The organism is Glycocaulis sp. (assembly GCF_051859565.1).
Lineage (GTDB): Bacteria > Pseudomonadota > Alphaproteobacteria > Caulobacterales > Maricaulaceae > Glycocaulis.
In genome coordinates this window covers 1-25,430 of the sequence record NZ_JBHYFK010000008.1, presented here as the reverse complement: position 1 = coordinate 25,430, position 25,430 = coordinate 1, and the positions used below count along the sequence as shown (strand labels likewise).

Annotated in this window: 28 protein-coding genes; 12 read left to right on the top strand and 16 right to left on the bottom strand. The window is 64.0% G+C overall.

Annotation, left to right across the window (positions count from 1 at the left end):
- Nucleotides 1–2 precede the first annotated feature (2 nt).
- Both ACTIGC_RS11950 and ACTIGC_RS11945 read left to right on the top strand, forming a co-directional pair.
- Complete coding sequence (locus ACTIGC_RS11950; protein ID WP_439634627.1) at nucleotides 3–1,310, top strand: bifunctional folylpolyglutamate synthase/dihydrofolate synthase; 1,308 nt, start codon at nucleotides 3–5, stop codon at nucleotides 1,308–1,310.
- Nucleotides 1,311–1,398: 88 nt separating this feature from the next.
- Nucleotides 1,399–1,701: a DUF2061 domain-containing protein gene (locus tag ACTIGC_RS11945; protein WP_439634626.1), complete on the top strand. Its 303-nt coding sequence runs from the start codon at nucleotides 1,399–1,401 to the stop codon at nucleotides 1,699–1,701.
- Here ACTIGC_RS11945 and ACTIGC_RS11940 read toward each other — a convergent pair.
- Nucleotides 1,674–2,165 (bottom strand): thermonuclease family protein, encoded by a 492-nt coding sequence (locus ACTIGC_RS11940; protein WP_439634625.1) that lies wholly within the window; start codon nucleotides 2,163–2,165, stop codon nucleotides 1,674–1,676. The genes ACTIGC_RS11945 and ACTIGC_RS11940 overlap by 28 nt on opposite strands.
- Nucleotides 2,166–2,753: 588 nt before the next feature.
- The gene (locus ACTIGC_RS11935) at nucleotides 2,754–2,948 is read right to left on the bottom strand and encodes a DUF1674 domain-containing protein (RefSeq protein ID WP_439634624.1); all 195 of its coding nucleotides are present in this window, start codon (nucleotides 2,946–2,948) and stop codon (nucleotides 2,754–2,756) included.
- A 78-nt stretch (nucleotides 2,949–3,026) separates the two neighbouring features.
- Between ACTIGC_RS11935 and htpX the strand changes: the two genes are divergently transcribed.
- On the top strand, nucleotides 3,027–3,980 hold the full coding sequence (htpX, locus tag ACTIGC_RS11930) for a zinc metalloprotease HtpX (RefSeq protein ID WP_439634623.1): 954 nt from the start codon (nucleotides 3,027–3,029) through the stop codon (nucleotides 3,978–3,980).
- Nucleotides 3,981–4,146: 166 nt separating this feature from the next.
- Here htpX and ACTIGC_RS11925 read toward each other — a convergent pair whose 3' ends face one another.
- A complete protein-coding gene (locus tag ACTIGC_RS11925) occupies nucleotides 4,147–4,746 on the bottom strand; it encodes a hypothetical protein (protein ID WP_439634622.1) in 600 nt (199 codons plus the stop codon).
- 209 nt (nucleotides 4,747–4,955) lie between these two features.
- Here ACTIGC_RS11925 and ACTIGC_RS11920 point away from each other — a divergent pair, with 209 nt between their 5' ends.
- Both ACTIGC_RS11920 and ACTIGC_RS11915 read left to right on the top strand, forming a co-directional pair.
- Nucleotides 4,956–5,342, top strand: a complete 387-nt coding sequence (locus ACTIGC_RS11920) for a hypothetical protein (RefSeq protein WP_439634621.1) — start codon at nucleotides 4,956–4,958, stop codon at nucleotides 5,340–5,342.
- A complete protein-coding gene (locus ACTIGC_RS11915) occupies nucleotides 5,339–6,799 on the top strand; it encodes a methyl-accepting chemotaxis protein (protein WP_439634620.1) in 1,461 nt (486 codons plus the stop codon). The genes ACTIGC_RS11920 and ACTIGC_RS11915 overlap by 4 nt, the downstream gene beginning before the upstream one ends.
- On the opposite strand, the gene ACTIGC_RS11910 is transcribed toward ACTIGC_RS11915, so the two are convergent.
- The 5 genes from ACTIGC_RS11910 to ACTIGC_RS11890 form a co-directional block, all read right to left on the bottom strand.
- Nucleotides 6,796–7,287: a hypothetical protein gene (locus ACTIGC_RS11910; protein ID WP_439634619.1), complete on the bottom strand. Its 492-nt coding sequence runs from the start codon at nucleotides 7,285–7,287 to the stop codon at nucleotides 6,796–6,798. The two genes, ACTIGC_RS11915 and ACTIGC_RS11910, sit on opposite strands and share 4 nt — an antisense overlap.
- A gap of 89 nt (nucleotides 7,288–7,376) precedes the next feature.
- Entirely contained in the window at nucleotides 7,377–8,558 is a 1,182-nt protein-coding gene (locus ACTIGC_RS11905; RefSeq protein WP_439634618.1) for an SO2930 family diheme c-type cytochrome, read from the bottom strand.
- Nucleotides 8,559–8,567: 9 nt separating this feature from the next.
- A complete protein-coding gene (locus ACTIGC_RS11900) occupies nucleotides 8,568–9,809 on the bottom strand; it encodes a parallel beta-helix domain-containing protein (protein WP_439634617.1) in 1,242 nt (413 codons plus the stop codon).
- Nucleotides 9,810–9,925: 116 nt separating this feature from the next.
- On the bottom strand, nucleotides 9,926–10,162 hold the full coding sequence (locus ACTIGC_RS11895; RefSeq protein WP_439634616.1) for a hypothetical protein: 237 nt from the start codon (nucleotides 10,160–10,162) through the stop codon (nucleotides 9,926–9,928).
- 35 nt (nucleotides 10,163–10,197) lie between these two features.
- On the bottom strand, nucleotides 10,198–10,416 hold the full coding sequence (locus ACTIGC_RS11890; protein ID WP_127569055.1) for a hypothetical protein: 219 nt from the start codon (nucleotides 10,414–10,416) through the stop codon (nucleotides 10,198–10,200).
- A 147-nt stretch (nucleotides 10,417–10,563) separates the two neighbouring features.
- Between ACTIGC_RS11890 and ACTIGC_RS11885 the strand changes: the two genes are divergently transcribed.
- The 5 genes from ACTIGC_RS11885 to ACTIGC_RS11865 all read left to right on the top strand — a co-directional run bounded on the left by ACTIGC_RS11885 (nucleotide 10,564) and on the right by ACTIGC_RS11865 (nucleotide 16,901).
- The gene (locus tag ACTIGC_RS11885; protein WP_439634615.1) at nucleotides 10,564–12,567 is read left to right on the top strand and encodes a transglycosylase domain-containing protein; all 2,004 of its coding nucleotides are present in this window, start codon (nucleotides 10,564–10,566) and stop codon (nucleotides 12,565–12,567) included.
- Nucleotides 12,568–12,672: 105 nt separating this feature from the next.
- Nucleotides 12,673–14,184: a hypothetical protein gene (locus ACTIGC_RS11880; RefSeq protein ID WP_439634614.1), complete on the top strand. Its 1,512-nt coding sequence runs from the start codon at nucleotides 12,673–12,675 to the stop codon at nucleotides 14,182–14,184.
- 9 nt (nucleotides 14,185–14,193) lie between these two features.
- The gene (locus tag ACTIGC_RS11875) at nucleotides 14,194–14,997 is read left to right on the top strand and encodes a PfkB family carbohydrate kinase (protein WP_439634613.1); all 804 of its coding nucleotides are present in this window, start codon (nucleotides 14,194–14,196) and stop codon (nucleotides 14,995–14,997) included.
- Nucleotides 14,994–15,701, top strand: a complete 708-nt coding sequence (locus ACTIGC_RS11870; protein ID WP_439634612.1) for a DUF429 domain-containing protein — start codon at nucleotides 14,994–14,996, stop codon at nucleotides 15,699–15,701. Before ACTIGC_RS11875 ends, ACTIGC_RS11870 begins: the two co-directional genes overlap by 4 nt.
- A 42-nt stretch (nucleotides 15,702–15,743) precedes the next feature.
- Nucleotides 15,744–16,901 (top strand): serine hydrolase domain-containing protein, encoded by a 1,158-nt coding sequence (locus ACTIGC_RS11865; RefSeq protein WP_439634611.1) that lies wholly within the window; start codon nucleotides 15,744–15,746, stop codon nucleotides 16,899–16,901.
- A gap of 94 nt (nucleotides 16,902–16,995) precedes the next feature.
- On the opposite strand, the gene ACTIGC_RS11860 is transcribed toward ACTIGC_RS11865, so the two are convergent.
- Nucleotides 16,996–17,535 carry an NUDIX domain-containing protein gene (locus ACTIGC_RS11860; RefSeq protein WP_439634610.1) on the bottom strand — a complete coding sequence of 180 codons (540 nt, stop codon included), beginning with the start codon at nucleotides 17,533–17,535 and terminating at the stop codon, nucleotides 16,996–16,998.
- A gap of 130 nt (nucleotides 17,536–17,665) precedes the next feature.
- Between ACTIGC_RS11860 and ACTIGC_RS11855 the strand changes: the two genes are divergently transcribed.
- Nucleotides 17,666–18,190, top strand: coding sequence for a MarR family winged helix-turn-helix transcriptional regulator (locus ACTIGC_RS11855; protein ID WP_439634609.1), 525 nt, complete (start codon nucleotides 17,666–17,668; stop codon nucleotides 18,188–18,190).
- 21 nt (nucleotides 18,191–18,211) lie between these two features.
- On the opposite strand, the gene ACTIGC_RS11850 is transcribed toward ACTIGC_RS11855, so the two are convergent.
- From ACTIGC_RS11850 to ACTIGC_RS11820, 7 genes are all read right to left on the bottom strand, one after another.
- A complete protein-coding gene (locus tag ACTIGC_RS11850; RefSeq protein ID WP_439634608.1) occupies nucleotides 18,212–18,754 on the bottom strand; it encodes a DsbE family thiol:disulfide interchange protein in 543 nt (180 codons plus the stop codon).
- Entirely contained in the window at nucleotides 18,751–18,906 is a 156-nt protein-coding gene (gene ccmD, locus ACTIGC_RS11845; RefSeq protein WP_439634607.1) for a heme exporter protein CcmD, read from the bottom strand. The genes ACTIGC_RS11850 and ccmD overlap by 4 nt, the downstream gene beginning before the upstream one ends.
- Nucleotides 18,906–19,637, bottom strand: coding sequence for a heme ABC transporter permease (locus ACTIGC_RS11840; RefSeq protein ID WP_439634606.1), 732 nt, complete (start codon nucleotides 19,635–19,637; stop codon nucleotides 18,906–18,908). The genes ccmD and ACTIGC_RS11840 overlap by 1 nt, the downstream gene beginning before the upstream one ends.
- A gap of 342 nt (nucleotides 19,638–19,979) precedes the next feature.
- Entirely contained in the window at nucleotides 19,980–20,648 is a 669-nt protein-coding gene (locus ACTIGC_RS11835; protein ID WP_439634605.1) for a heme exporter protein CcmB, read from the bottom strand.
- Nucleotides 20,645–21,232 (bottom strand): heme ABC exporter ATP-binding protein CcmA, encoded by a 588-nt coding sequence (gene ccmA, locus ACTIGC_RS11830; protein ID WP_439634604.1) that lies wholly within the window; start codon nucleotides 21,230–21,232, stop codon nucleotides 20,645–20,647. The genes ACTIGC_RS11835 and ccmA overlap by 4 nt, the downstream gene beginning before the upstream one ends.
- Nucleotides 21,233–21,286: 54 nt before the next feature.
- Complete coding sequence (locus tag ACTIGC_RS11825) at nucleotides 21,287–21,667, bottom strand: hypothetical protein (RefSeq protein ID WP_439634603.1); 381 nt, start codon at nucleotides 21,665–21,667, stop codon at nucleotides 21,287–21,289.
- A gap of 3 nt (nucleotides 21,668–21,670) precedes the next feature.
- The gene (locus ACTIGC_RS11820; protein WP_439634602.1) at nucleotides 21,671–22,159 is read right to left on the bottom strand and encodes a hypothetical protein; all 489 of its coding nucleotides are present in this window, start codon (nucleotides 22,157–22,159) and stop codon (nucleotides 21,671–21,673) included.
- 312 nt (nucleotides 22,160–22,471) lie between these two features.
- Here ACTIGC_RS11820 and acnA point away from each other — a divergent pair, with 312 nt between their 5' ends.
- The gene (gene acnA / locus ACTIGC_RS11815) at nucleotides 22,472–25,150 is read left to right on the top strand and encodes an aconitate hydratase AcnA (protein ID WP_439634601.1); all 2,679 of its coding nucleotides are present in this window, start codon (nucleotides 22,472–22,474) and stop codon (nucleotides 25,148–25,150) included.
- Nucleotides 25,151–25,430: the final 280 nt, after the last annotated feature.

The window sequence follows — 25,430 nt, the reverse complement described above, 5'->3', positions numbered from 1 at the left end:
CGATGAGCATAGCTGACGCGCTGGCCCGGCTTGCCAATCTGCATCCGGCCAGCATGGATCTGTCGCTGGAGCGGCTAGCGCGCCTGCTGGACACTCTGGGTAATCCGCAAGACCGCCTCCCCTCCACCATCCATATCGCCGGGACCAACGGCAAGGGCTCCAGCGCGGCCCTCCTGAAAGCCATCTGCGAAGCGGCTGGCGAACGCGTGCATGTCTACACCTCGCCGCATCTGGTGCGCTTCAATGAGCGTATTGTGCTGGCAGGCGCAGAGGTGGAAGACGCGCCTCTGCTGGCGGCGCTGGAACGCGTAGAGGGGGCCAATGGCGGTGCGCCGCTCACCTTCTTTGAGGCCACGACAGCCGCCGCCTTCCTCCTGTTCAGCGAGACGCAAGCCGACCGTCTGATCCTGGAAGTGGGCCTTGGCGGGCGGCTGGACGCGACCAATGTCATCGACAAGCCCGCCATCACCCTCATCACCCCGGTCAGCTTCGACCATCAGGCGTATCTAGGCGAAAGCCTTGAAAAGATCGCGGGCGAAAAGGCCGGTATCCTGAAACGCGGCGTGCCATGCGTGGTGGGGCCACAAGTCCCTGAGGCATTGATGGCCATCGAGCGCGCCGCCATGCGGCTGGGCGCCCCGCTGACACTGCACGAGCGCGATTACCGCGCCTATGTGGAGCATGACCGGCTGGTCTATGAGGAAGAGAACCTCGTCTGGGATTTACCGCTGCCCGGCCTTTTCGGGTCGCACCAGATCGCCAATGCAGCAGGCGCCATCGCGGTCGCCCGCAAGCTGGGCCTCAGTGAGGAAGCGGTACGCGAAGGCCTGCCAAAGGCGAGCTGGCGCGCGCGCATGCAGCGCCTCACCAGCGGACCGCTCGCCGATATAGCCAGAGCCGGTGAGGCTGAGTTGTGGCTGGATGGCGGGCATAACCCCGCTGGAGGCGAGGTGCTGGCCCAGGCCATGGGCGAGCTGGAAGCGCGCGAAGAGCGCCCGCTTGTACTGATCTGCGGCTTCTCCGCCGGGCGGGATGCATCAGCCTTCCTCAAACCCTTTGCAGGGCTCGCAGGCCTTGTCATCACCGTGTCGGGTTTTGCCGCGCGTGAAGGCGCGATGAGCGCGCAGGACGCCGCCGAAGCCGCCCGCAAGGCGGGCCACATGGTCCAGACCAGTGCGGGCCTGATCGAAGCGCTGACCGATGCCTGCCATCTGGTGGAGCGCCCGCGCGTGGTCATTTGCGGTTCGCTTTATCTTGCTGGCCACGCCTTGAGTCTGGGCGGGGACGCCCCCCTCGTCACACCGGGATGACAGAATTTCCGGCGTCAATAGAAACAATCCATTGTGCCCCGCGTTGTTAAAGCCATATCCTCATAGTGATCCTGCAAGGAACCGGGCCATGGCCGAATTTTTCAGAATGCTCCTGCACCGGCATGACCGGCTGGAGGATGGGCGCCCTTCCGCGCCCGGCTTCCTTGCCCTGTTCCGCCCCTCGCGTAACACGGCCAAGGCCGTAACCTACGCGATCATGCACCTTGTCGTGGCGATGTCTGTTGCGTTCCTTCTGACCTGGAACTGGCGCGCCGCGCTTGCTATCGGCCTGATTGAACCGGCTGTGCAGACGGTGGCCTATTACTTCCATGAGAAGGCGTGGGCGAAAGCAGAGAAGAAGCGTCAGGAACGGCTCGCCGAAGCCTCCTGAGCGCTCTCAAGCGAGGACTCCAGAGAGGGGCACCAGCCGCCGCGCGCGTTATAGGGCGTGGCAAGGCCCGCCTCCAGCAGCACAGCCCCAAGATCGCGCCCGTCAGCCAGCTCCATCGCGGCAATCACACGCCCTGCAAAACTGCCCAGCTGCACATTGCGGATGGCAACACGCCCACCCGATTGACCTTCGGGCGTCAGCAGATTTTCGACAAACGCCTTGGCCCTGTGTCCCGCCTCGCGCTCTGCCTCACATTGTACCCGGCGGATTTCCGGCGCATCCACATCGGCCAGCCGCACGCGCGTCTCCACGCTATGGCCCGGCCAGATAAAGGCACGCACCTCGATCGTATCGCCGTCGATCACGCGCAGTATCTCGGCCTCCAGCGGACCGGGAATGACTTGCTGGACCGCCGCCATGGGCGCGGCAAGAATGCTTAACAAAGTGATAATAATCCGCATCATGTCACAATAGCGGAATATATTCCTGACGCCAAGCGTAAGCCGCTATTCGAGCTGCTTCAGCCCCTTCAAGTCGTCATTCCCGCGCAGGCGGGAATCCAGCATTGCTGTCTAGGCTTTAGCCCCGCAGCTCTGGATGCCCGCCTGCGCGGGCATGACGACGACGAAGGCAAGTGGACAACAGGAGAGAACGGCCCGGTTTACGCCAGGAAAACCCGAAAGAACTCCGCTACTTATCCCACCCCTTCGACAGCGCGCTTATACTGCGTGTCCCGGTTCGAGGGATGGCTGAGGTTCGCGACGCGGCTGAAAAACGATCCGGGAGCAGGCTGAAACGGCCTGCCGCTCCAGGTGTCCGGCGCGAGGAACTGACGAGATCTTCGCAAAAGCCGGTTCACTGTGCCGCATGGCGCTTAATGGGGTTACGGCAATGGCATTCATGCCCTGCAAGCAGCGGATGGCCCTTGAAACCGGGCATGAGACTTCCGCCTTGAGAGTAAAACCCTTCCGCCCGGCATCCGGGCTATCCGCTGCGCCATCCCGCCCCTTGCCGGAAACTCCGGTGAGGCGAAAGCCGCGCGCCCAAACCATCTAAAAATCGTGGGCGATGCCGCCTTTTTCCCAGTCGCCATAGCGGGTGGGTTCAGGCCCTTTGCGCCCGCCCAGCTCTTCAGGCAAAGCCTCTTGCGCGTCAGCCGCCTTGCGGCGCGCCTCGGCCTCGGCCAGGGCGCGCTGTGCAGCAGCGCTCAAGGGACGTCTGGCATCTTGTGAAGTGTCATCGCTCATACCAGATATCTAGGCGCAGCAGGCGGCAAGTGCCAGCCTGCAACCATCCATCCCGCAGTTGAAGACAAGGGAACTCCCATGACGGCCAATACGCTGCGCACTTTCATCCTGCTCGCCGCCCTGACCGGGCTGTTCGGCGCGGTCGGCTATCTGATTGGCGGGCCGGGCGGGGCGGCAATAGCGCTGGTGATTGCAGGCGCGCTGAACGTGATGGCCTGGTGGAATTCCGACAAGATGGTGCTGCGCATGCATGGCGCGCGCGAGATTACGCCCGACGAACGCGACCCCGGCCTTCGCCGCTATGCGCAGGACACTATCGCACTGGCCGACAGGGCAGGCATGCCACGCCCGCGCGTCTATGTGATCGATACCCCTCAGCCCAACGCCTTTGCCACCGGGCGCGACCCGAACAATGCCGCCGTTGCCGCCACGACGGGGCTTCTCTCCCGTCTGACGCGCGAAGAAGTGGCCGGCGTGATGGCCCATGAGCTCGCCCATGTGAAGAACCGCGACACGCTGACCATGACAGTCACCGCGACGCTCGCCGGGGCGATCGGCTTTCTGGCGAACTTTGCGCTCTTCTTTGGGGGCGGACGTGACCGGGGCGGGCTGATCGGCGCGATTGCACTGGCGATCTTTGCGCCGATGGCGGCCGGACTTGTTCAGATGGCCATATCGCGCTCGCGCGAGTATGAGGCCGACCGGGTCGGCGCCGAGATCGCCGGCAACCCGATGTCTCTCGCCGCAGCACTGGAAAAAATCGAGCGCGGCGCTCGCACCACGCTGAACCCGTCTGCCGAGCGCAATCCGGCGACCGCGCACATGTTCATCATCAATCCGCTGAACGGCCAGGGCGCAGATAATCTGTTCTCCACCCATCCCTCAACGGCCAACCGTATCGCGCGCCTGCGCCAGATGGCCGGCGCCGGGCGTTATCCGGGTGGGCCATGGGGCGAGGAAGGACCATGGTCGCGCGGGCCGTCGCAAGCTCAGGGCGCAAACCCGGGCCGGTTTGGTGGCCCCTGGGGCTAGCGGCAAACGAAAAGAGCCGCTCGGATGAGCGGCTCTTCGGGCAGAAATAGCGGCGGGACTCGCTGCCCCTGCCCTGGTGTGCCGGACCCCCCGCCAGTCCGCCTCCGGGGATTGGGCGGGGAGGAGGCGGGTGGCGGAGGGCCAGGCCGGTGTCAGGAACTAGGCCCTATTTCCAGGGTTCGTTCTCGTCACCGTCTTCGTCGGCGTCGGATTCAAGCTCCTCGGCCTGTGCTTCATTGAGCTCTTCGGTGATCTCGTCTTCGTCCGCATCGCGGTCGTAGTCGACATCATCGCGGTCAAAGGCAGCGTCCGGGACGGTGTACCCGTCGGCAGCGCTCTCATCGCGCTCTTCGTCGCGGTACTCGTCTTTCTCGTCGTCATCGCGGAAAGACTTCTGGTACGGGTCAGCGGGAACCTCTTCCAGATCAACCGGATCGTCTTGGGCCAGCGGATCATCCTGCAGCGGATCGTCCTGAAGCGGGTCATCCTGCAGCGCGTCATCCGTCATCGGGTCAGCGAACGGGTCCGGCTGGGTATCGCCTTGGGTGGCAACGCGCCACGCGGCATACTCGTCTTCATCCAGACCGCCATCGAGATCCACGTCATAGAGCGTAAACTCGGCTTCGGTCGTTGCCGGATCAATGGCCTGAATTTCTTCAAGGCTCACGCGGCCATCACCATCGGTATCGGCGTCCTCAAACGGAACCGCGAGAGCCATGCCGGCCAGCGCGAGAGCCGAAACGCCAGAAATCAGAAACGTCTTCATGTCTGTCATTCCTCTGTTGCGCCGGTCCATCGAAGCGGGGGAAGCGGGGGCAGACCGGCCAGACATGGGATCAATGCGATGGGCATCTGAATCGTTCCCGGGCCTGATGCACAAAAAATGCAGAATGAAGCTTCAGCACCGCTGCATGGCTAACAGTTTATTAGCCGGAACAGGCGATTACGGTAGCCGTGAACTTGCGCGGAACGCGAATGGGCGGCCGCCGCGAACCGGGATATCAACACGTGATGAAGCTTGGCGGGAACAGAGCGGGATGGCAGATGGCGGTCATGCTGGCGCTGGTATGCGTCGTGCCGCCTGCTCTCACGCTGGCCCCGCCGAGAAGCGGTACCATGCTCGCCATATTTGCGCCCGGCACGCCGCCGGCCGAAATACTGATGGCGGCGTCGTCGGCAGGCGCGCTGGCTGCCGAGCCCCTGGGCGCAGGGTCCCTTCTGAGAGCTGAAATGCCCGGCCACGCAGGCGGGCAGAGCGGCGCGGCAGCGCTTCGCGCACACGGAGCCATTCTGGTTATAGCCCCGATATCAGGCTGGGCATGTCCGCCCGGCGTATTAACGTCCATGGAGAGCGGTCAGTGACCCGTATCAATGCCGTCAGAGAGCAGTCCCAGCGCGTATTGCTGATCCTTCTGGGGTCATTCGTCGGCGTCTATGGACTAAGTGCAGCCCTTGTTGCGCCTGACAAGCTGATTCCCGGCGTCATCTTTCTGGCACTGGTGGCGGCCGCCGGCTTTGCCGCATGGCGCAGCGCGCCGCAGGCTGCCTCCACACGCATCACCCTTGCTGCGGGGCTGATCGGGTTTCCCGCAGCGCTCACCTGGATGGCGTCAGGGACCGCCATGCAGCTCGACATGCACATGGCCTTCTTCGCCGTGCTGGCCATCGCCACATTGCTGTGCGACTGGCGTGCCGTGCTGGCGGCTGCCGCAGTAACGGCCTTTCATCATCTGGTGCTCAATTTCGCCCTGCCGCTGGCGGTATTCCCCGACGGTGCGAATTTTGGCCGCGTCATTCTACATGCGACTGTGGTGATTGTGCAGACCGGCGCCCTTGTCTGGCTATGCCAGCGTATCACCAGCGCGCTCGACAATGCCGGGATGGCAATCGCCGAAGCCGAAGCGGCCAACCTTCAGGCGCGCCAGCTCGCGGAAGCGGACCGGGACCGCTCGGAAGCGATAGAGGCCAGCCGCGCCGCCGTGAACCGGGTAGCGAACGGGTTCGAACAGCGCGTCGCAGATGTGCTTGGCGAGTTACGCACCGTATCCGGCGAGATGGAGGCGCTCGCGGGCACATTGCGCGCAGATGCAGGCTCGACCCGGCAGGGCGCGCGCGATGCGGCAGGAAAGTCAGTAGAGACTTCAGGCCATTTCCAGGCCGTTGCTGCAGCGGCGCAGGAGCTGGCCGCCTCGATCAGCGAGGTATCCCGCATCATGGAAAACTCCGACACCGTATCCGCCCGGGCGAGCGAGGAAGCGGCCAAGGCCGGCACCTCCATGCGCGATCTGGACAAGGCCGGACGCGAGGTTGAGACGATTGCCGGTCTGGTGGCAGACATCGCAGAACAAACCAATCTTCTGGCCCTCAACGCCACGATCGAGGCCGCGCGCGCCGGTGAGGCAGGCAAGGGGTTTGCCGTGGTCGCCAGCGAGGTGAAAGCGCTCGCCGAGCAGACCTCGAAGGCAACAGCCGACATCCGGGCACGCGTAGAGGCCATCAGTCAGGCCTCCAATGGCGCAGGCGAAGCGCTTTCGCGTATTTCGGGCATCATCGAGGAAGTACGCGCGACCTCGGCCAGCGCGCGCGGTGCATTCGGCGAGCAATCCGGCGCCACCGGAGAGATTGCTCAGCTCGCCGAGCGGGCCGCCGCCTCCACCAGCGCAATCAATGAGCGCATTGATGGTGTGAACACAGCCGCGGAGCGCACCCATCAGGCCGCCGACAGATTTGCCGGATCGTCAAAAGCGCTGAACGAGGCAGCAGAGCGGCTGGGCCGTGAGCTGGCCGGGTTCCGGGACGCCCTGCGACAGGCGTCCTAACCCACCGGGGCCGGCGTCTGGAATGTAGACGTACAGGCGTCCGTGAGGCGCCACTGCCCGTCAATCAGCCGGAAATGGCAGCGCGCATGATCGCGGGCGGGGCTGCCGAGCCTCGCCTCGGTCACACCTTCCGGATTGAGGGTCTGGAAGCGTCCGTTCGGGAAGACATAGGAAATCCGCTCGGTCGACGACACGCTCTGCTCGTATACGCAAAGCGGCGGCTGCATCAGCACGGTGCGCACTGAGTAATCGCCCATGCGCTGGCCGAAAATCTGGTGGCGCAGAGCCGGGTCCTCACCGCGCAGCCGTTCGGCGAGCGCGGCGCTTTCAGGCGGCAGGCTGTCGGCAAGTCCACCCGCATGACCGGCAACGATCTGGCCGAATGCCATGCGCTCAGCGGCGTCCGCCTCACGGCAGGTGGGCGAGGTCGTGGCGCAAGCGCTGATGGCTAGGCCGGAAATGGTTGCAGCAAGGGCGAGGCGTTTCATGAGACTGCTATGGCTCCGTTCGCGGGTGGCGCTGACAATGCCTCAGCCAGCGGCCTTCGCCAAGCGTGCCTTGGCACTGCTGCGATAATTTAGCATTCCCCCGCCATCGCATCGATCCAGGCCGCAACAAGGGCCAGACCTTCACGATGCGCCACGCTGCGGCCCAGCTCCGGCATCATGGCGTCAGGCCGCGTCGTTTCCATGCGGAAAGTGAAGATGGAGGCGTGGCTGTCGCCCGGCACGATGGAATAGAGCCGGTTGCCGGTCCCGCGCCCGGCGGCAATCGGCGGTTTGCATACGCCAAAGGCCGGACCCACCGGGTCAGACGGCTCCAGATAAAGCCCGGAGGTGCGCGCATGTCCCGTGCGCGAATGGCAGTGTGCGCAATTAATGTCGATATAGGCGCGCGCAGCGCTTTCCAGCGCCATGCCCGACAGCGTTGTCTCGCCATGCCAGACAGTGCTGCGCGGTGCAGCACGGCTTTCGGGCCCGCCAGTCAGCAGCCCCGCCTCGCGCCAGTGGTCAAGCTGGTTCTGGCTCCCGTGCGCGTAAGGGTAATCGCCATTGAGATGACGGGCGCGCGGACCGATAGGGCGCACCTGACCGTCATTGGCATTGGTGATATGGCACTGCGCGCACTGGTTCACATCGGGTATCTGGTAGGTAAGGGCAGTCGAGCGTCCGCCAGCCTCCAGCAGCGTCAGATCGACAAAGGCGCCGGCACGTGCAAGGCGCGTGGAGCGCTGATCCTCGTTCCAGGCATAGGGGATGGCCGCCCAGCCCTCCTCGCGCCGCACCAGAATGCGCGTCTCGATCACCCGTATGGCAGAAAGGTCCAGCGCCGCCCCGTCAAAATGGGCGTTGGGGTCCAGCTCCAGCGCCACCGCTTCAAATGCCCCGCCGCCACGCGGATAGTAGAAGGTCTTGGTGATGACCGTGCCGACGGGAAACGCGAACGTCTCCTCATCATGCCACGCCGCAGGCTCTGCCCCTTCGGGGAGCCAGACCGTGCGCAGCTTCAGCGCATAATCGGAGAACAGCGCGGTATTGAGTCCGTAGGGCACAACCCCTTCTGCCAGCACCAGACGCTCACCCTCGATGCGGAACTGGCCCCAGTCCTCCAGCCGCGCCGGATTGCCGCTGGCATGAAAGACCGTATCGGCCTCCCACGCCGCCAGATCCACCGGCACAGCCGCAGGCGGATCAGCGGCGTCGTTTCCGCACGCGGCCAGCAGGAAGGCCGCCGCGAGAAGGGTGAGCGTGCGCGTCATGGAACCGGCCTAGAAGGGCAGTTCCACCGCCGCGCGCGGCGGATGCGAGCAGGCATGCTCTGCCGTCACGATGCGCGGATTGCCATACCCGCCGGGGCCGTCGGCATTGAGCACTTCGGCGCCAGAGACGCACAGCCGCAGATCATCCGGCAATGACCCGTCCACCATCTTGGCCTCGTCCACATACCCGTCCCACAGCACGTCCGGAATGCGCCCCGTCGGGCCAAACAGGGCGATGCGCAGGGCCTGCAGATCCATCCCGTCAGGATTATTGCCGCCGCCCTCGAACGTATTCCCATGGATGTGGATACGCTCAGGATAGGGATCGAAATCGCTCTCTACGCCCAGCTCTGAAAACCCGGCCGAGTGGAGCGAGGAGATAATCACATTGGCCGTGCGGTTGCGTGCCACCCGGTTGTTGAAAATCTCCACATCATCGTTGGAGTTGACGAGAATGCCCGTACCCGCCGGTACATTGGCGACCGGCGTACCTGCATGGCCGAAATTGCGCGTATTATTCTCGTAGACATCATTGTCGAACACGCGCGTGCCATGGCCGGGCCGCGGCAGGTTCGGCATGTTGAAGACCAGAATCCCGCCCGTATTGTTGGTGGCCACATTGCCGTACACGTCAGCGTCCATCGAGTTTTCGATCTCGATGCCCGCCACATTGTACTCGGCGCGGTTATTGCGCACGACGATATTGTCCGACTGGCCGACATAAATGCCCGCATCCGACGCGCCAATCGCCACCGATTCCTCGATCAGCACATTCGTGGTCAGAACCGGATAGATGCCGTAGGCGCCATTATCGGTGGAGACGCCCCGGGTCCATTCGGTGCGTACCCGGCGGATAATGACATTTTCAGAGCCGGTGATTTTCAGCGCATCGCCGATGGAGTCCTCAATGGCGAGGTCTTCAATGGTGAAATTGTTGGCGCTGGTGACAAGAAGGCCTTCCGCGCCCGCGCGCTGCTCGGCAAAGGAGAGGATCGTCTCGTCCATGCCCGCACCACGGATCGTCACGCCATCCACATTGGCCAGTGAAAGCCCTCGCTCGATAACGAATACACCGGCCGGTATCTCGATCACGCTGCCGGGCGCGGCATCCAGCAGCGCCTCCATCAGCACATGCTGGTATTCACGGTCTGCGTCTGAAACATCGCGTGTCTGGCCGGTCTGCTGGCCACAGGCCTGCAGCACGATCAGCGCGGAAAAAGCCGCCAGCCCGGCGCGCCAGATAGCTGTCATGAAAATAGTCCTCCCCAGACTGTCATCGATACGCGTGTACCCGCGTTTCACTGAGCGATCAGTTTGCGAGTTTATTCCGGCAAAGGGAAGGGGGTCATTGCCAGTTTGCGTGAAACCTAGTTCCACCAGCCAAAAACCAGCCCGCGAATGCTCTCAAAGCTCCACAGGCCGGCCAGCATGCCGGCAAGCGCGATCAGAAATATCCAGATCCGGTAGCGCCGTGTCAGCCGCCAGACGCCGCGCACCGCGATGACGCTCGCGCGCCAGCCAGCGATGCGCACCGGCAGGCCGATGACCAGGCTGGTCACCAGCGCAACGGCAAATATCTGCACTTCGTAAGGAATGGCCGCCATGGCCCTGTTCCCGCAAGAAAGGCAGACGGCGCTGGCTAGTTGCGGCCGCCTGACGGGTTGATCCGGTCGTCACGCATTATGCCGCCCCCGCCACCGGGGTCAGACGGTGCGCAATAGGGCCAGCTGCCAGTATTCTGCCCGCGCTCCGGGCAGACGGTTTCACCCGGCACGTTGGCGCACGCCGCCAGCAGGGCGAGTGTCGTGCAAAAGCCCGCAAGCAGGGCTGAGCGCCGTAAGCGTGGCGTCAAGGACATGATGAGCGGGCTCCCTCTGGCTGGGCGGATGATCACCCCTGCCCGGCGGGCTGGCAAGGTTTTTTGCACGCCCTGTTACGGTTCACGGCGCCTTAACGCTGTTGGCGTTAGCTGATGGCCGCCCAGTCATCAAGGCAGTGAGAGACCGTGACCCGCACCTCCATCCGCGTTCGCGTCGGCACCGGCCCGCGCCGCCCGAAGGGCTGGCTTGTGGTGGCACGCGCACTCACCGCACTTGCAACGGTCGCGATTCTCCTGTCGGCCATGTATCTGGTGGCCCTTGCGCGCGACCTGCCCGACACCTCCTCGCTGGCCACGGCGCCGGCGGGCACCGCCATGACATTTCTCGACCGGCATGGCCGCGTCATCGCCCGGCGCGGGGACAGCGCTGGCACAACGATCAGCGCAGACAACCTGCCCGAACATCTCGTCGACGCCGTACTGGCCGTCGAGGACCGGCGCTTCTATCACCATTTCGGCATTGATCTGATCGGCACCACCCGCGCCGCGCTGGCAAATATGCGCGCCGGGCGCGTGGTGCAGGGCGGCTCGACCATTACCCAGCAGCTGGCGAAGAATTTGTTTCTGACACCCGACCGCACCTTCCGGCGCAAGGCGCAGGAAATGCTGCTCGCCTTCTGGCTGGAAACGCGTTTCACCAAGGACGAGATACTCGCCCTCTATCTGAACCGTGTCTATTTCGGCGCCGGGGCATGGGGCGCGGAAAACGCCTCCCGGCGCTATTTCGGACGCGGCCCGCACGAGCTGGATATTGGCGAGGCAGCGCTTCTGGCCGGACTCCTGAAAGCCCCCTCACGCTATTCCCCGGCGAGCGACACCACGCGCGCTGCCGTACGGGCGACAGTCGTCCTTGATCTGATGCTGGCTACCGGCCGGATCACCGAGGAGGAACGGCTCGCCGCCGCCTCTGCACCGATCCGTGTCTCGCGCGGCTCTTCCAGCCCCGGCGCGGGCTGGTTTGCCGATTTTGCCGCCAGCGAGGCGCGCACCCTGCTCGCCTTGCACGCCCCCTCCTGGGAGGGCGATGTGGTGGTGCGCACCACGCTTGATGTGGATGCCCAGCGCGCCGCCGACAGCGCCCTGACGCGCGGTCTCGCCGATCCTGACATTGCACGCGGCGCTGCCAATGGCGCCATTATCACGCTGGATGGCGCAGGCGGTGTCGCCGCCATGAGCGGCGGTACCGACTATGCCCGCTCGCCCTTCAACCGCGCCATTTCCGCCCGCCGCCAGCCAGGTTCGGCCTTCAAGCCCTTCATCTACGCCTCCGCCTTCGAGGCCGGATGGTCTCCCGCTGACCGCATGGTGGACGAGCCGGTCAGCTATGGCAGCTGGTCCCCGGCCAACTGGGAGAACCGCTATGAGGGCGAGATGACGCTGGAGCGCGCCTTTGCCCGCTCGTCCAACTCCATCGCGGTCCAGCTGGCTGAAGCTACCGGGCGCGCCTATACGCTGCGCCTCGCGCGGCGGCTTGGCATTGAGAGCCCGATGGAGAACACCCATTCGCTGTCGCTCGGCGCCTATGAGGTGACACCGCTGGAGCTGGCGCGCGCCTATGTGCCGTTCATGAATGGCGGACGGGCGGTGGAGGCCCACGCCATCACCCGGCTTGAAACCCCCTCCGGGGATGTCCTCTGGGCGCGTGATACATCGCCCGGGCCGGTCGTTCTGGCAGACCGGGTCGTGCGCGAGATGGACCAGGTCTTTGCCGCCACCGTACGCTATGGCACAGGCCGCTCGGCAGCTGTTCAGGGCCGCGAGGTGCGCGGCAAGACCGGCACCACCAACGGTTTCCGCGATGCCTGGTTTGCCGGCTGGGCCGATGGCCTTGTGACGGTAGTCTGGACCGGCAATGACGATAACCGCTCTACCGAGGCGGGGTCAGGGGGCACAGGCCCGGCGCGCATTTTCGCTGCCATGATGACGGCTGCGCCGGTCATTACCCTGCCGGAGGGCACGCCCCCGGCCCCGGCTACCGACCCGGACAGGCTGGCCCGCCTTCTCAGTGCGCTGGAGGATGAAAACCTCGTCAGCACGGCCTATGAGGAAAGCCCCCCGCCTGCGCCGCCCGCCAGCGAGCCGTCTGACGATCCCATTGCCGGATTGCTCTCGCGCCTGCCACGGGACTGAGCGGCTAGCTCTGGCGCCATTGAGGCACTAGGCTGCAGCCCCTGCCCCGTTGCCAGCCTGAAAGTCCTTGCCATGTCCGTATTGCGCCTCCTCCCTTTGCTTTGTGTGCCTGTCCTGCTGCTCGCCGCGTGCGGTGACCGGCGTGACGACAGGGAGCCCCCCGCCACGCGCGTCACGTCTGGCGACGCTGCCGAGGCAGCCCGCATACTGGGGCTGGAAGAGCCGGGCCGTGCGGACTGGGAAAGCCGCGAATTTGCCAATGGCATCTTCCGCTTCGAGGGCTTCACCCTGCTGCTGGCGCAAGTGGAGACAGAAGGCGGGGAAGACGAAGAAGACACGCTGGTTGAGAGCCGGCTTCGCGCGGAGATCATGGAGATTGCCGCGCCGCGCCTTGAAGAAGATGTGGTGCGCTTTGACCGGCTGACGCTGGAGAATGCCGTGCTGACAGACCTGGAAGGCGGCGAAACCCGCTTTGAGCGCCTTGTCATCGACCGGCCCGGCCCGGCCCTGTCGCGCTCCATTGCGGCCTCCTTCACCGGCGACACGGAGAATCTGCCTGATCTGACCGGGACCCTCGCCGCCTACAGCTTCCGGGAAATGTCCCTGGCAGGCCTGTCTGTGTCCCTGCCGGAGGGAGACGGCACACTGCAGGCCGCAAATGTCAGCCTGCGCGGTCTGGGCGAGACCGGGCTGGAACTGGCGCGCGTTGAAAGCATCAGCTTTGATGGTCCCGCCACGCGCTTTGAGATTGAAAGCGTTGAAATGGAGGAAATTGGCGCGCGCTTCCTCGCCTCCCTGTTTGATGACGAGGCCGCGACCCTTCTCCAGACCGCCATTTCCGGCAATCCGGCCGATTACTATCGCAGCCTCGACATGACGGGCCTGTCGGGCGTGGCCAGCGGCGTGGTCTATGAGATGGACAGCTTCAGCGCTGAAGTAACCCCCGAAGGCGAACGCCTGCGTACGCTGGCAAGCATGCCGGCTTTACGTCTCTCTGCCGAGCGTGGCAGCGATCCGGGCGCGCATATCCGTAATATGCTGGGCTTTCTCGGCTATGAGGAGGTGGTGCTGCGTTTCGAGACCGATACGATCTACGATCCGGCAACCGACACGCTTCAGACCCAGAACAATAACCGCTTTGTCTGGGAGGACGGGCTGACGCTCTCGGCGCAGCAGCAGATTTCCGGCGTACAGGCCTATGGCGATGCTGTCGCCGCTGCCCGCGATAGCGAGGTCTCCGACCCTGAAGCACTGGCCGCGCTGGAACGCCTCCTGCGCCTGCACCAGCTCGAAATCCGTCTGGAAGACCAGTCCCTGCTGGACCGCAGCTTTTCCGCCTATGCCCTGATGAACGGCGTCACCCCGGCGCAGATGCGCGTACAGGCCTCCGCCCTCATTGGGCTGGGTCTCTCGGCCCTGCCAGCGGAGATCCCCCGGCCCTTCATCAATGCAATAGCCCGCCCTCTGTCCGACTTTGTGCGCGATGGCGGCACGCTGGTCATCAGGCTTGACCCGCCAGAGCCGGTGCCGCTGACTGCACTGGTCAGCCCGTCCGGCGAGTTCGACATTGACCGGCTCGGCCTCGCCGTCGACGTGGAACGGCCCGGACAGGACTAAGACACCCCCTTGGATCGCAGTGTCATCATCTTGAGCTCGCTGGTAGCGGGCAGCCGTGTTGGCGGCGGCGTCAGCGCGGCCGTTTTGACAGGCGCCGGGTACACACCCGAACACGTGCCGACCGTCATTTTCGGCCGCCATCCGGGCCTCGGCGCGCCCGGCGGCGGTGCCGTGCCGGATACGGTCTTTGCTGGCGCGCTTGACGGCCTGCTAGCCCATGGCGCCCACATCCGCAGCAGCGCCATACTGACCGGCTATTTTGCCAGCGCAGAGCAGGTGCGCGCGGCCGCCGCCTTCATAGAGACTGCCAAAGCGGCAAACCCCGGCATTTTCGTGCTGGTGGACCCGATCTGCGGCGACGGCGTCGCCGATGGCACGGCCGGCGGGCTCTATGTGAAGCGCGAAACGGCAGAGGCTATTGCCGCGCGGCTGGTCCCGCTGGCTGACCTCATCACGCCCAACGCGTTCGAGCTGGCCTTCCTGACCGGACAGCCAGTGACGGATACGGCCTCGGCCAGAACCGCCTCAAGCACGCTTGCAAAACCCGTCCTCGTCACCTCCGTGCCGGAGGGGACAGACCGGCTGGCGGTTCTGCTGACAGACGGCAAGGCAAGCTGTTCTGCCAGCGTGGACCGGCTGGAGGGCGTGCCGCACGGCACCGGCGATCTGCTGGCCGCGCTGGCGCTGGTGGCGCGTCTGGAAGGCGATACGGGGCAAGCGCTGTGCGAGCACGTCACGCGGGCCTGCGAACGGGTGATCCGCTCCAGCCTGGAAGCCCGCAGCCATGACCTGCTGCTCAGCGCCTTGTCATGACCCCGCGCCAAAACGTGCTCGGCCTTGATGGCTGCAAGGCAGGTTGGGTCGGGGTTCTCCTGCGCGAAGGCGCACCGGCTGAACTGCACCTGTTCGCGACACTCACCGATGCGCTGGAAATGACGGAACGCCCTGCCATCATCGCGATCGATATTCCCATCGGTTTTGAAAGCACGCCCAGCGGGCCGGGGCGCGAATGCGAGCGTCTGGTGCGCAAGCTGCTGAAAGGCCGGGCCTCCAGCGTGTTCTCCTCGCCGCTTCGCGCTGCCCTCGCCGCGACCAGTCATGCAGAGGCCATCGCCCTGAACCGCGCCGCTGGCGGGCCGGGCCTGTCGGCGCAGAGCTTTGCACTATTTAAAAAACTCCGTGAAGTGGATGCTGCCCTCACCCCTGATATGAGCGCGCGCGTCTTCGAGACCCATCCTGAAGCCGGCTTTGCCCTGCTGAACGGCGCGGCCCTCACCCACAACAAGAAGACACCGGAGGGCCGCGCTGAACGTCTGGCCCTGCTCGCGCGTCATGGCATCAGGCCGGATGTGCTCGACCCGCATCCCTATCCAAAAACCCGCTGCGCGCCCGACGATGTGCTGGACGCCGCCATGTGCGCGCTCACCGCCCGGCGCATCGCGAACGGTGAGGCGATGAGCCTGCCACCCGATCCGCCGCTGGACGCGTGCGGCCTGCCCATGCGCATTGTTCTGTGATGTGCTTGATCACGCCGCAAAGCCGCGCTACGGCCCTTCTTCATGAGCATCACGATACACGGACACGTCGCGCCCGGCTTTGAAGCCGTCGTCGACGCCATGCGCGCCAATTTCGAGGCCGGTGACGAGATCGGCGCAGCCTTCGCCCTCTACGAGAAGGGTGAGAAGCGCGTCGATATCTGGGCCGGCCATGCCGACCGCGCGCGCAGCAAGGACTGGCAGGAAGACACCCTCATCCCGGTCTTCTCCACCGGCAAGGCGATCAGCGCGATTGTGGCCGCTTACGCCGTTGATCAGGGCTGGCTCTCCTACGATACAAAGCTCGCTGAGCTCTGGCCGGAATTTGCCGCCGAGGGCAAGGATACCGTCAGTTTCGGCGATGCGCTCTCCCATCAGGCGGGCCTGCCGGGCTTCACTGAAGCCATGGAGCCTTCCGACTGGTTCAACCGCGAGCTGATCGAGGCGCGCCTTGCCGCCATGGCGCCGATGTGGCCGCTGGGAGAGGGCAGCGGCTATCACCCGATCACGTTCGGCTTTCTGGCCGACGCTGCCATCCGCCGCGCGGACCCCAAGGGCCGCACGATTGGCGGGCTGCTTCGCGAGGTCATTGCAGGCCCGCGCGGCATTGATGTCCATATCGGCCTGCCCGAAGCGGAACATGCGCGCGCGGGCGAGCACGTGCTGCCGCCCCGCCCGCCACATCTGGGCAAGATGAATGCCGAAAAGCAGGCCGCCTTCCTGAAAGCCTGGTCCTCGCCCGGCCGGCGCGGCGCCGCCGAATGGCGCACAGCTGAATTTCCCGCCGCCAATGCGCACGCCACCGCCAGAGGCCTGGCCGAGTTGATGGGCGTTTTCGCAACAGGCGGGCTTTTGCGCGGCGAACGCCTGTTAAGCGAGGCGGTCGTGAACGAGGCGATGGAAATCCGCGTGGCGGGCGAAGACCGCGTCCTGCCCTTCGACATCGCGTTCGGGGCTGGCGTGAATGTGAACCGGGATCTGGGCTGGTTCGGGCCTGAACCCCGCGCGGTCGGCCATTACGGCTTTGGCGGCTCATGCGCCTTTGCAGACCCGGTAACGGGCCTTTCCGGCGCCTATGTGATGAACCGGCAGATGGATGTGCTGGCCGGGGATCCGCGCGCGATAAAACTGATCGAGGCGGCGTATCAGGGGAAACCCGCGAAGAACTCAGGAACAAGCTGAAACCCCGGACGCGAAGCGATCCGGGGCCTCCCTCCGCCTCTCCTGCCCGAGGTCCCGGCTCACGCTGCGCTTGGCCGGGATTTCAGCTTTTGCCCTAATACGGCGTAATCCCTTTGGCCTGCGTGCGCATTTCCGGCGCGACGCCGCTCTTGCCCTGCCGGGCAAGATAATCATCCACCGCCCAGCGCACCGACGGAAACGCAAACTCGTCTTCGGGCAGATCATCGAGCGCGAAGAAGCGCACCTCCAGACTCTCCGGGCCGGGCCTGATCTCAGGCTCGACAAGCTGCGCGCGGAAGAAAATCTGCACCTGTGAAATCCGCGGGACGGAATAGACCCCGATCAGATCCTCAATGGCGATGACGGCAAACGCCTCCTCATACGCCTCGCGTTTCGCGGCCTCCTCCACGCTCTCGCCCTGCTCCATGAAGCCGGCGGGCAACGTCCAGAAGCCCGAACGCGGTTCAATCGCCCGGCGGCACATCAATATCTCTCCCGCCGCGTTGAAGACCACCGATCCAGCGACGATTTTCGGGTTCACATAATCGATGAATCCGCATGTTGAGCAGACATTGCGGGTGCGGTTATCGCCTTCCGGGACAGTGCGTTCAAACTTGACGGGCTGGTCTGGCATGATGCTGCGCGGGCCTCCTGTTGGACTGCCTGACACCGCCCCTTTTCCGTATCAGGACGGAATTGACATTGAACCGTGACATTTCGCGTGTACTCTACCCGAAGCTCAGTCATCGGATGAAGAGGGCATTATGGGTGACAAGGCAGAATTTGATCTGGCCGCCTCGCCGGGCCAGCTCCTCCACCGGGCACAGCAATTTGCCGCCGAGCGCTTCTCCGCGGCCACCGGCGGGGTGGAAATCACCCAGCGCCAGTTCGCGGTTTTAAGCGCGCTGAAAGAAGCTGACGGCCAGACCCAGACCCAGCTGGTCCAGCGCACGGGGATTGACCGCTCCACCCTGGCAGAGCTGGTTAGCCGCATGGCCACGCGCGGCCTTGTGGCACGCGAGAAAGCCCCCGGCGATGCACGCGCCAACGCGGTGAAACTCACCGATGAGGGCCGAGCCCTGCACCAGACCGCTGTCGATGGCGCGAAAGCCGCTGATGAGGCGATCCTGTCGGTGCTTGCCAAGAACAAGCGTGCCAACTTTGTTGATGCGCTGGTGCGCATTTCACGCGCGCTCGACCCGGAAGCCGATCCCAAGGCCAAGGACAAGACGGCCAAAAAGGACGGCAAGGACAAAGACAAGAAGAAAAAGAAAAAAAAGAAGAAGTAGGCCTACCCGCTACGAAGCGCGCTAGCTGCCTGCCTCCGCCTCTCTCACCGCCGCATTCCAAACCGGCGCCAGACGTCTTTCCCATATCTCCGGCGTGATCGCCCCGCGCCAGCGCGCGCGGATAACGCCCTCTCCATCAATGATGAAGGTCTCCGGCGCGCCGGTGACGCCCAGCTCCAGCGCGGCGCGGCGCTCATGATCCGCTGCCAGCGTCGTGAACGGATTACCTAGCCGGGCCAGGAAGGCGAGGCTGTTTTCCGGCCGGTCGGCATAGGTGATGCCGTGAATGGGAATGCCGCTCGCCGCCAGCTCTTCCAGCAGCGGGTGTTCCACAATGCAGGGCGCGCACCAGCTCGCCCAGAAATTCAGGAGATACGGCCCCTCGATTGTTTCCGGATCGAAATGGGCAAAGCCTGCGCCAAATTCCGTAACCGGAAGCTCCGGCAGGGCCCGGCCCGTCATCGGATCGCCCGGCGTGCCTTCACGCCCGGTCAGCGCGATGGCAAAGACAGCCAGCAGCAGGGCTATGGCACCGAGTGGTGCCCAGAAGACGATGCGGCTCATGGCTGGCCGTCCCCGGACAGTTTCTGCCATTCACGCGCCTTGGCCCGCTGAAGAAAGCTGAGCCAGATCAGGAACCCGACACCGCCAGCGGTAAGGGCATAGCAGCTCCACACCCATACCGCGTGGCCGCCCATGGAGAGAAATTCCGCCATCAGCTGCCCTCCCCTTCAATTTTGCGCCGTGCGCGCGCCTCGGCGCGTTTGGCAAGGCTCATATTGCGCACATTCATGAAGACGAGCGCGGTCATCAGCGCGGTAAACGCCAGCGCCATCACCAATAGCGGCCAGAGCTGGCTGGCATGGATGGTCGGGCCGTCCAGCCGGATGACGCTGGCGGGCTGATGCAGCGTATTCCACCAGTCCACGGAGAATTTGATGACGGGCAGATTGATGAGCCCCGCCATGGCAAGGATCGCGCCTGCACGCGCGGCAAGGCGCTCATCCTCGATGGCGGCGCGCAGCGCCATGTATCCAAGATACAGGAGGAATAGGACCAGCATGGAGGTAAGGCGCGCATCCCACTCCCACCAGGTTCCCCACATGGGCCGGCCCCAGAGCGATCCCGTCGCCAGCGTCAGGAAGGCAAACACCGCCCCGATGGGTGCCAGCGCCTGCGCAGCGAGGTCCGCAATGTTGTGGCGCCAGATGAAGTAGACAAAGCTCGCCCCGCCAAGCCCCGCATAGGCCGCCATGGAGAGCCAGGCTGATGGCACGTGCACATACATGATCCGCACCGTATCGCCCTGCTGATAGTCCGGCGGGGAGACGATCAGCGCCCAGGGCAGGCCGATGGCAAACAGGATCACCGCGCCCCAGCCGAACCACGGCACAAGGCGCGCCGCAAGACGCTCAAAACGCTCCGGATTGGCAAAGGCGCTCCACATGGGACTTCACCTAGTCTGAGGATCAATCATCTGCAAGCGGACGCAGCGCCGCACCTTTTCTTGTCCTCCCCCACATCCGTGGGGCCGGTCCTCGCTTGCCGCTCGCAAAGCTCGCTATCGCTGCGGGCGGGCGGTCGCCCTTGCGGCGCTGCGCGCCGGAGCTTCACTGTTGTCACGGGCCCGCGTCTTTCTCCCCCCGTTTACGGGGGGAGTGGTCCGAAGGACCGAGGGGGGATAATCCAAAACAAGCTCCCCCCTCCGCCTTCTTCGAAGGCACCTCCCCCGCAGGCGGGGGAGGACATCTCCTTTGTACGCTCGGCCCGCAGGATGACACGAAACACCCTACTCCAGCCGCCCTCTCAGCGCAGCCGCCATACCGAACGGGGCCAGTGCCAGCGCGGCGAGAGAAAACGCGCCTGCCAGCATCAGGTTCGCGCCTGCCAGTCCTGTGCCTTCCAGCGCGGCGCGCCCGGCACCGGCTACAAATACCAGCAGCGGCACCTGCAAAGGCGCGGCGATGAGCGCGATGAGAAGCCCGGAGCGCTTCACCCCCGCCGCCAGCGCGCCCGCAAAGCCGGAAACCAGCGCGAGACCCGGCAAGGCAAAGACAAGGCCAATGCTGAGCGCGCCCGCGCTGGATGCGTCCATGCCGTAGGCCATGGCAGCCACAAACCCGATCAGGGGCGCAGGCCAGAGCACGGCGCTGACATAGGCCGCCGCCTTGATGGCGGAGAGGGCGGTCAGGGAGAGCGGAGAGAGCGCGTAGAGCTCCAGCGTGCCATCGGAGAGATCATCGCCGAACAGGCGTTCTGCCCCCTGAAGGCTCGCCAGCAGGGCCGCAAAGGCGATAACGCCGGGGGCGGCGGCGCGCAAGATGTCCGCGTCCGGGCCTATGGCCAGCGGCACCAGTGCCAGCGCGGCCAGCATGAAAGCGGCAGGACCGGCCGGTCCGCCCCCGCCCGCAGCAGCCAGACGCCATTCGCGCACGAAGACAGCCAGAAGCGCGCTCATGCGCCCATCTCCAGCATACGCACATCGCTCCAGCCAAGATCAGCATGCGTGGCGGCAATGACCATCCCGCCCCTGGCCCGGAAATCGGCCACTAAAGCAGCGAGCAGCGCCTTGCCGTCATGGTCCAGCGGGGCCGCCGGCTCATCCATCAGCCAGAGCCGGGCTTTTGCATCCAGCGTCAGCCGCGCGATGGCAAGGCGGCGCTTCTGCCCGGCAGAGAGCTGGCCGCAGGCGCGAAACACCAGTTTTGAAAGCCCCATCGCCTCCAGCGCGGCACCGCCATCGCCAGCCCCGTGCAGGCGGGCGGCAAAGCGGATGGCCTCACGCACCGTCTCGGCAGGTTTCAGCGCATCGCCGTGCCCCAGATAGGCCAGAGGCGGGGCGGTGATGATACCCGCATCAGGCCGGACAAGGCCCGCAAGGGCGCGCAATAGCGTCGTCTTTCCGGTGCCATTGGGTCCGGTCAGCACCAGCGCCTCACCGGGTGCGAGCGTGAAGGTCAGATCACGCACCAGCACACGCCCGCCCCGCGAAAGGGAGAGGTTCTGAACACCAAGGCTTATAGTTCGATCATGAACAACCATCCTTGGGCACTACACCGGCCAAGGCGGGTCGCGCAAACCTTTCGCGCTGAAGCGCTAATTCTCTTGGGTTGGAGTAACACGGCCAGGAAAGAGGTTCACTCCGGTCCTATTGTATATGGCCCAACCGACAACCAGGAAAATAGAATCTAACAATCTCTGCGCAAGTATCAATGATGAAAATTTAGTATAGCGGATAATTTGCCGGAGTGCAGCTTCTTGATTTAAGAGAATAATTTCTGCATCTTCCGGGGCAATTCTGCTCTGTGATAGAGCAATTTGGGTTTGCATGGCGGCTTCTGAAAGAGCCCGGATATACCCACTTACAAGCGTTTTATTTTCTGTCCACCACTCTATCGCTTCTGACGATATTTCCTGTTCTATCCGCGCAAACAATTCCGCAGAATTCGCAGGCAAGAAATTTTCTAAACTTGACATGTGTTACCTCATCGCCTGGACGGCCCGGTATGCCGGATCGCAAACCAGCAACAGCGACTGCCCAGCCCCCGCATTAGCGGGAATACCCCTTTGCCTATGAGCTTCTGCCGTTCGTTTCACAGCTTGATCGCATTCCGTGACCATCTCCGACAATAAGCGGCGCGCCCGCTCGGCAGGCGTCCCCTCTCTCACTGGCAGTATTTCTGCTCGCAACGAAGCTACACTTAGTCCGCTGATGGCATCGCGATATCGCGGCGCGGCATCAGCGTAGCTTTCTGCAGCAACAAACTCTCCAAGTTCAATTGAAGCGGCTATCCCCGCTATACTTTGGTAGGCAGCGGTAGATTTTTCATCCAGAACGGCATCGTATCTCGGCGCGAAAACCGTGCAGCCGCCGAGGAACACCACCAAAAACACCGGGCCAAATCGTGATATTGACATTGTTCTGCCCTTCATAGTTTTAGTTAATTTAGCTTGTTGTCCAATGAACATCAATAAAATTTTTCAATTTGTATAAATTAGTTTATTCTACAACGGTTTATATTATTAGAAGGCGGCGCCTATACCTGTGACGCTGGCGGGACAGCCCTCATGGGCCACACATGCGATCAAATAGCGCCTTGATGCATTGCAGCGCACGGGAAGCAGGGCTAAAAGGCGCGCCAAGGATGGGATACGGGTGGGGGCGCCTCACGACATGCGCAACCAGCCGGAAACCGTCTTCTCTTAAGCCTGACGAGCCGGATCGCGGGATATCCCTCTCCCCGCACCATCGGCAGGGCAGACCCGCGACAAGGATATGACATGGCTTCTCTGGACAGCTTCAAGTGCCGCCGCGAAATGACCGTAGACGGCAAATCCTATCAGTATTTCGACCTGAAAGAGGCTGAAAAGAACGGCCTTACCGGCGCGTCGAAACTGCCCTACACGCTCAAAGTCCTGCTGGAGAACCTGCTTCGCTTTGAGGACGGCTCCACCGTTACCAAGGCCGATATCCAGGCCGTGGCCGAATGGGTGAAGACCGGCAAGTCCGACCACGAGATCCAGTACCGCCCGGCGCGCGTGCTGATGCAGGACTTCACCGGCGTTCCGGCGGTTGTGGACCTGGCTGCCATGCGCGACGCCACCAAGGCCCTTGGCGGCGACCCGAAAAGCGTGAACCCGCTGGTGCCGGTTGATCTGGTCATCGACCACTCCGTCATGGTCGATGTGTTCGGCACCGCTGACAGCTTCAAGCTCAACGTGGAGCGCGAATACGAGCGCAATGGCGAGCGCTACAAATTCCTCAAATGGGGCGCGAGCGCATTTGATAATTTCCGCGTCGTCCCGCCCGGCACCGGCATCTGCCACCAGGTGAACCTCGAATACCTCGCCCAGACCGTCTGGACGAAGGATGAAGACGGCGTCACCTACGCCTTCCCGGACACGCTGGTCGGTACTGACAGCCACACCACCATGGTCAATGGCATGGCCGTTCTCGGCTGGGGCGTGGGCGGCATCGAGGCCGAAGCGGCCATGCTCGGCCAGCCTGTCTCCATGCTGATCCCCGAAGTCATCGGCTTCAAACTGACCGGCAAGCTGCCTGAAGGCGCAACCGCCACCGATCTGGTGCTCACCGTCGTGCAGATGCTGCGCAAGAAGGGCGTGGTCGGCAAATTCGTGGAATTCTATGGCGCTGGCATCGACAATCTGTCGCTGGAAGACGCCGCCACCATCGCCAATATGGCGCCTGAATACGGCGCGACCTGCGGCTTCTTCCCCGTCGATAACGAGACAATCGAATATCTGGCCTCCACGGGCCGCGATGCCTCGCGCGTGAAGCTGGTCAAGGAATATTCGCGCGCTCAGGGCATGTTCCGCCCGGAACGCACTGACGAGCCGGTCTATACCGACACGCTGCATCTTGATCTGGCCTCTGTTGAGCCGTCGCTTGCCGGGCCGAAGCGCCCGCAGGACCGCGTGGCCCTCTCCGATGCCGCTGACGAGTTCGCGCAAGTGCTCGACAGCGAATTCAAGAAGCTGGAAGACGGTGGCCGTCAGGTGCGCGTCGAGGGCGAGCAATACTCGGTCGGCCATGGCAGCGTGGTGATCGCGGCCATCACCTCGTGCACCAACACCTCCAACCCGTCCGTCATGCTGGGCGCAGGGCTCGTTGCCCGCAATGCGGTCAAGCGCGGCCTGAAAGTCCAGCCCTGGGTGAAAACCTCGCTGGCACCGGGTTCGCAGGTCGTCACCGACTATCTGCTGCGCGCTGGTCTGCAGGATGATCTCGATGCGCTCGGCTTCAATCTCGTCGGCTATGGCTGCACGACCTGTATCGGCAATTCCGGCCCGCTGCCTGAAAAGATCTCCAAGGCGATCTCCGAAGGCGATCTGGTGGCCTGCTCGGTTCTGTCAGGCAACCGCAACTTTGAAGGCCGGGTCAATCCGGACGTGCGCGCCAACTATCTGGCAAGCCCGCCTCTGGTCGTCGCCTACGCGCTCGCCGGCACGATGAACATCAACCTCACCGAAGACCCGATCGGCTATGACGATAATAACGAGCCGGTTTATCTGAAAGACATCTGGCCGACTTCCGCCGAGATCGCCGAAGTGGTCCGCTCGGCCGTCACGCCGGACATGTTCGCCACCCGCTATGCCGACGTCTTCAAGGGCGATGAGTACTGGCAGGGCATTGAGAGCGGTTCGGGCCTCACTTACGACTGGCCGGATTCCACCTATGTCGCCAACCCGCCCTTCTTTGAAGGCATGACGACGGACATCACCCCGCCGGCGGACGTGAAGGATGCGCGCATTCTCGGCCTGTTTGGCGATTCCATCACCACCGACCACATCTCGCCGGCCGGCTCCATCAAGGCAGCAAGCCCGGCGGGCAAATGGCTGCAGACCAATGGCGTCGAACCGCTGGAGTTCAACTCCTACGGCGCGCGCCGGGGCCATCATGACGTGATGATGCGCGGCACGTTTGCCAATATCCGCATCAAGAACCAGATGGTGCCGGGCGTCGAAGGCGGTGTGACCATTCACCACCCGTCCGGCGAGCAGATGGCGATCTATGACGCGGCGATGAAATACGCCGAGGAAAGCCGTCCGCTGGTTATCTTTGGCGGCAAGGAATACGGCACCGGCTCCTCGCGTGACTGGGCAGCCAAGGGCACGCGCCTTCTGGGCGTGCGCGCGGTCATCACCGAGAGCTTTGAGCGTATCCACCGCTCCAACCTTATCGGCATGGGCGTGCTGCCGCTGGTCTTCAAGGACGGGCAGAGCTGGTCCTCGCTGGGCCTGAAAGGCGATGAGACGGTAACGCTGGAAGGCGTGTCAGCCATCACGCCGCGCGCCGATGTGAAGGCCGTCATCACCCATGCTGACGGCACCTCCAAGACGGTGACGCTGCGCGCCGCCATCGATACCGAGAACGAGCTCGACTACTTCAAAAACGGCGGCATCCTGCACTACGTCCTGCGCCAGCGCGCCGCCGCGTAGGGGGACACTCAGCCCTCGTCCTCTTTTGGCTGTCATGGTGTCTCCCCCCGTTTACGGGCGGGGTGAGAAGCGAAGCTTCGAACGCCCGCAGGGCCGAGGGGGGGGGGGTAATCGAAACAAGCTCCCCCCTCCGTCAGCTTCGCTGACACCTCCCCCGTAAACGGGGGAGGAAACCTGACAGCCGCACCTCACAAACAACAAAAAAAACCCCGGACGTTTCCGTCCGGGGTTTTTCTTTACTCAGGTCTGAAGTGCGGCCTTAGTCGGCCGCGCCCGCAGT

Coding starts and splice junctions, on each gene's coding strand:
- ACTIGC_RS11865 (WP_439634611.1), top strand. CDS start 15,744: ATGAGCATCACGATACACGGACACGTCGCGCCCGGCTTTGAAGCCGTC.
- ccmD (WP_439634607.1), bottom strand. CDS start 18,906: ATGGCGGAATTTCTCTCCATGGGCGGCCACGCGGTATGGGTGTGGAGC.
- ccmA (WP_439634604.1), bottom strand. CDS start 21,232: ATGGTTGTTCATGATCGAACTATAAGCCTTGGTGTTCAGAACCTCTCC.
- ACTIGC_RS11910 (WP_439634619.1), bottom strand. CDS start 7,287: ATGAAACGCCTCGCCCTTGCTGCAACCATTTCCGGCCTAGCCATCAGC.
- ACTIGC_RS11950 (WP_439634627.1), top strand. CDS start 3: ATGAGCATAGCTGACGCGCTGGCCCGGCTTGCCAATCTGCATCCGGCC.
- ACTIGC_RS11850 (WP_439634608.1), bottom strand. CDS start 18,754: ATGAGCCGCATCGTCTTCTGGGCACCACTCGGTGCCATAGCCCTGCTG.
- ACTIGC_RS11895 (WP_439634616.1), bottom strand. CDS start 10,162: ATGGCGGCCATTCCTTACGAAGTGCAGATATTTGCCGTTGCGCTGGTG.
- ACTIGC_RS11935 (WP_439634624.1), bottom strand. CDS start 2,948: ATGAGCGATGACACTTCACAAGATGCCAGACGTCCCTTGAGCGCTGCT.
- ACTIGC_RS11825 (WP_439634603.1), bottom strand. CDS start 21,667: ATGTCAAGTTTAGAAAATTTCTTGCCTGCGAATTCTGCGGAATTGTTT.
- ACTIGC_RS11860 (WP_439634610.1), bottom strand. CDS start 17,535: ATGCCAGACCAGCCCGTCAAGTTTGAACGCACTGTCCCGGAAGGCGAT.
- ACTIGC_RS11925 (WP_439634622.1), bottom strand. CDS start 4,746: ATGAAGACGTTTCTGATTTCTGGCGTTTCGGCTCTCGCGCTGGCCGGC.
- ACTIGC_RS11905 (WP_439634618.1), bottom strand. CDS start 8,558: ATGACGCGCACGCTCACCCTTCTCGCGGCGGCCTTCCTGCTGGCCGCG.
- ACTIGC_RS11840 (WP_439634606.1), bottom strand. CDS start 19,637: ATGTGGAGCGCCTTTGCCAATCCGGAGCGTTTTGAGCGTCTTGCGGCG.
- ACTIGC_RS11820 (WP_439634602.1), bottom strand. CDS start 22,159: ATGTTCATTGGACAACAAGCTAAATTAACTAAAACTATGAAGGGCAGA.
- ACTIGC_RS11900 (WP_439634617.1), bottom strand. CDS start 9,809: ATGACAGCTATCTGGCGCGCCGGGCTGGCGGCTTTTTCCGCGCTGATC.
- ACTIGC_RS11920 (WP_439634621.1), top strand. CDS start 4,956: ATGGGCGGCCGCCGCGAACCGGGATATCAACACGTGATGAAGCTTGGC.
- ACTIGC_RS11945 (WP_439634626.1), top strand. CDS start 1,399: ATGGCCGAATTTTTCAGAATGCTCCTGCACCGGCATGACCGGCTGGAG.
- ACTIGC_RS11870 (WP_439634612.1), top strand. CDS start 14,994: ATGACCCCGCGCCAAAACGTGCTCGGCCTTGATGGCTGCAAGGCAGGT.
- acnA (WP_439634601.1), top strand. CDS start 22,472: ATGGCTTCTCTGGACAGCTTCAAGTGCCGCCGCGAAATGACCGTAGAC.
- ACTIGC_RS11835 (WP_439634605.1), bottom strand. CDS start 20,648: ATGAGCGCGCTTCTGGCTGTCTTCGTGCGCGAATGGCGTCTGGCTGCT.
- ACTIGC_RS11890 (WP_127569055.1), bottom strand. CDS start 10,416: ATGTCCTTGACGCCACGCTTACGGCGCTCAGCCCTGCTTGCGGGCTTT.
- ACTIGC_RS11855 (WP_439634609.1), top strand. CDS start 17,666: ATGGGTGACAAGGCAGAATTTGATCTGGCCGCCTCGCCGGGCCAGCTC.
- htpX (WP_439634623.1), top strand. CDS start 3,027: ATGACGGCCAATACGCTGCGCACTTTCATCCTGCTCGCCGCCCTGACC.
- ACTIGC_RS11940 (WP_439634625.1), bottom strand. CDS start 2,165: ATGATGCGGATTATTATCACTTTGTTAAGCATTCTTGCCGCGCCCATG.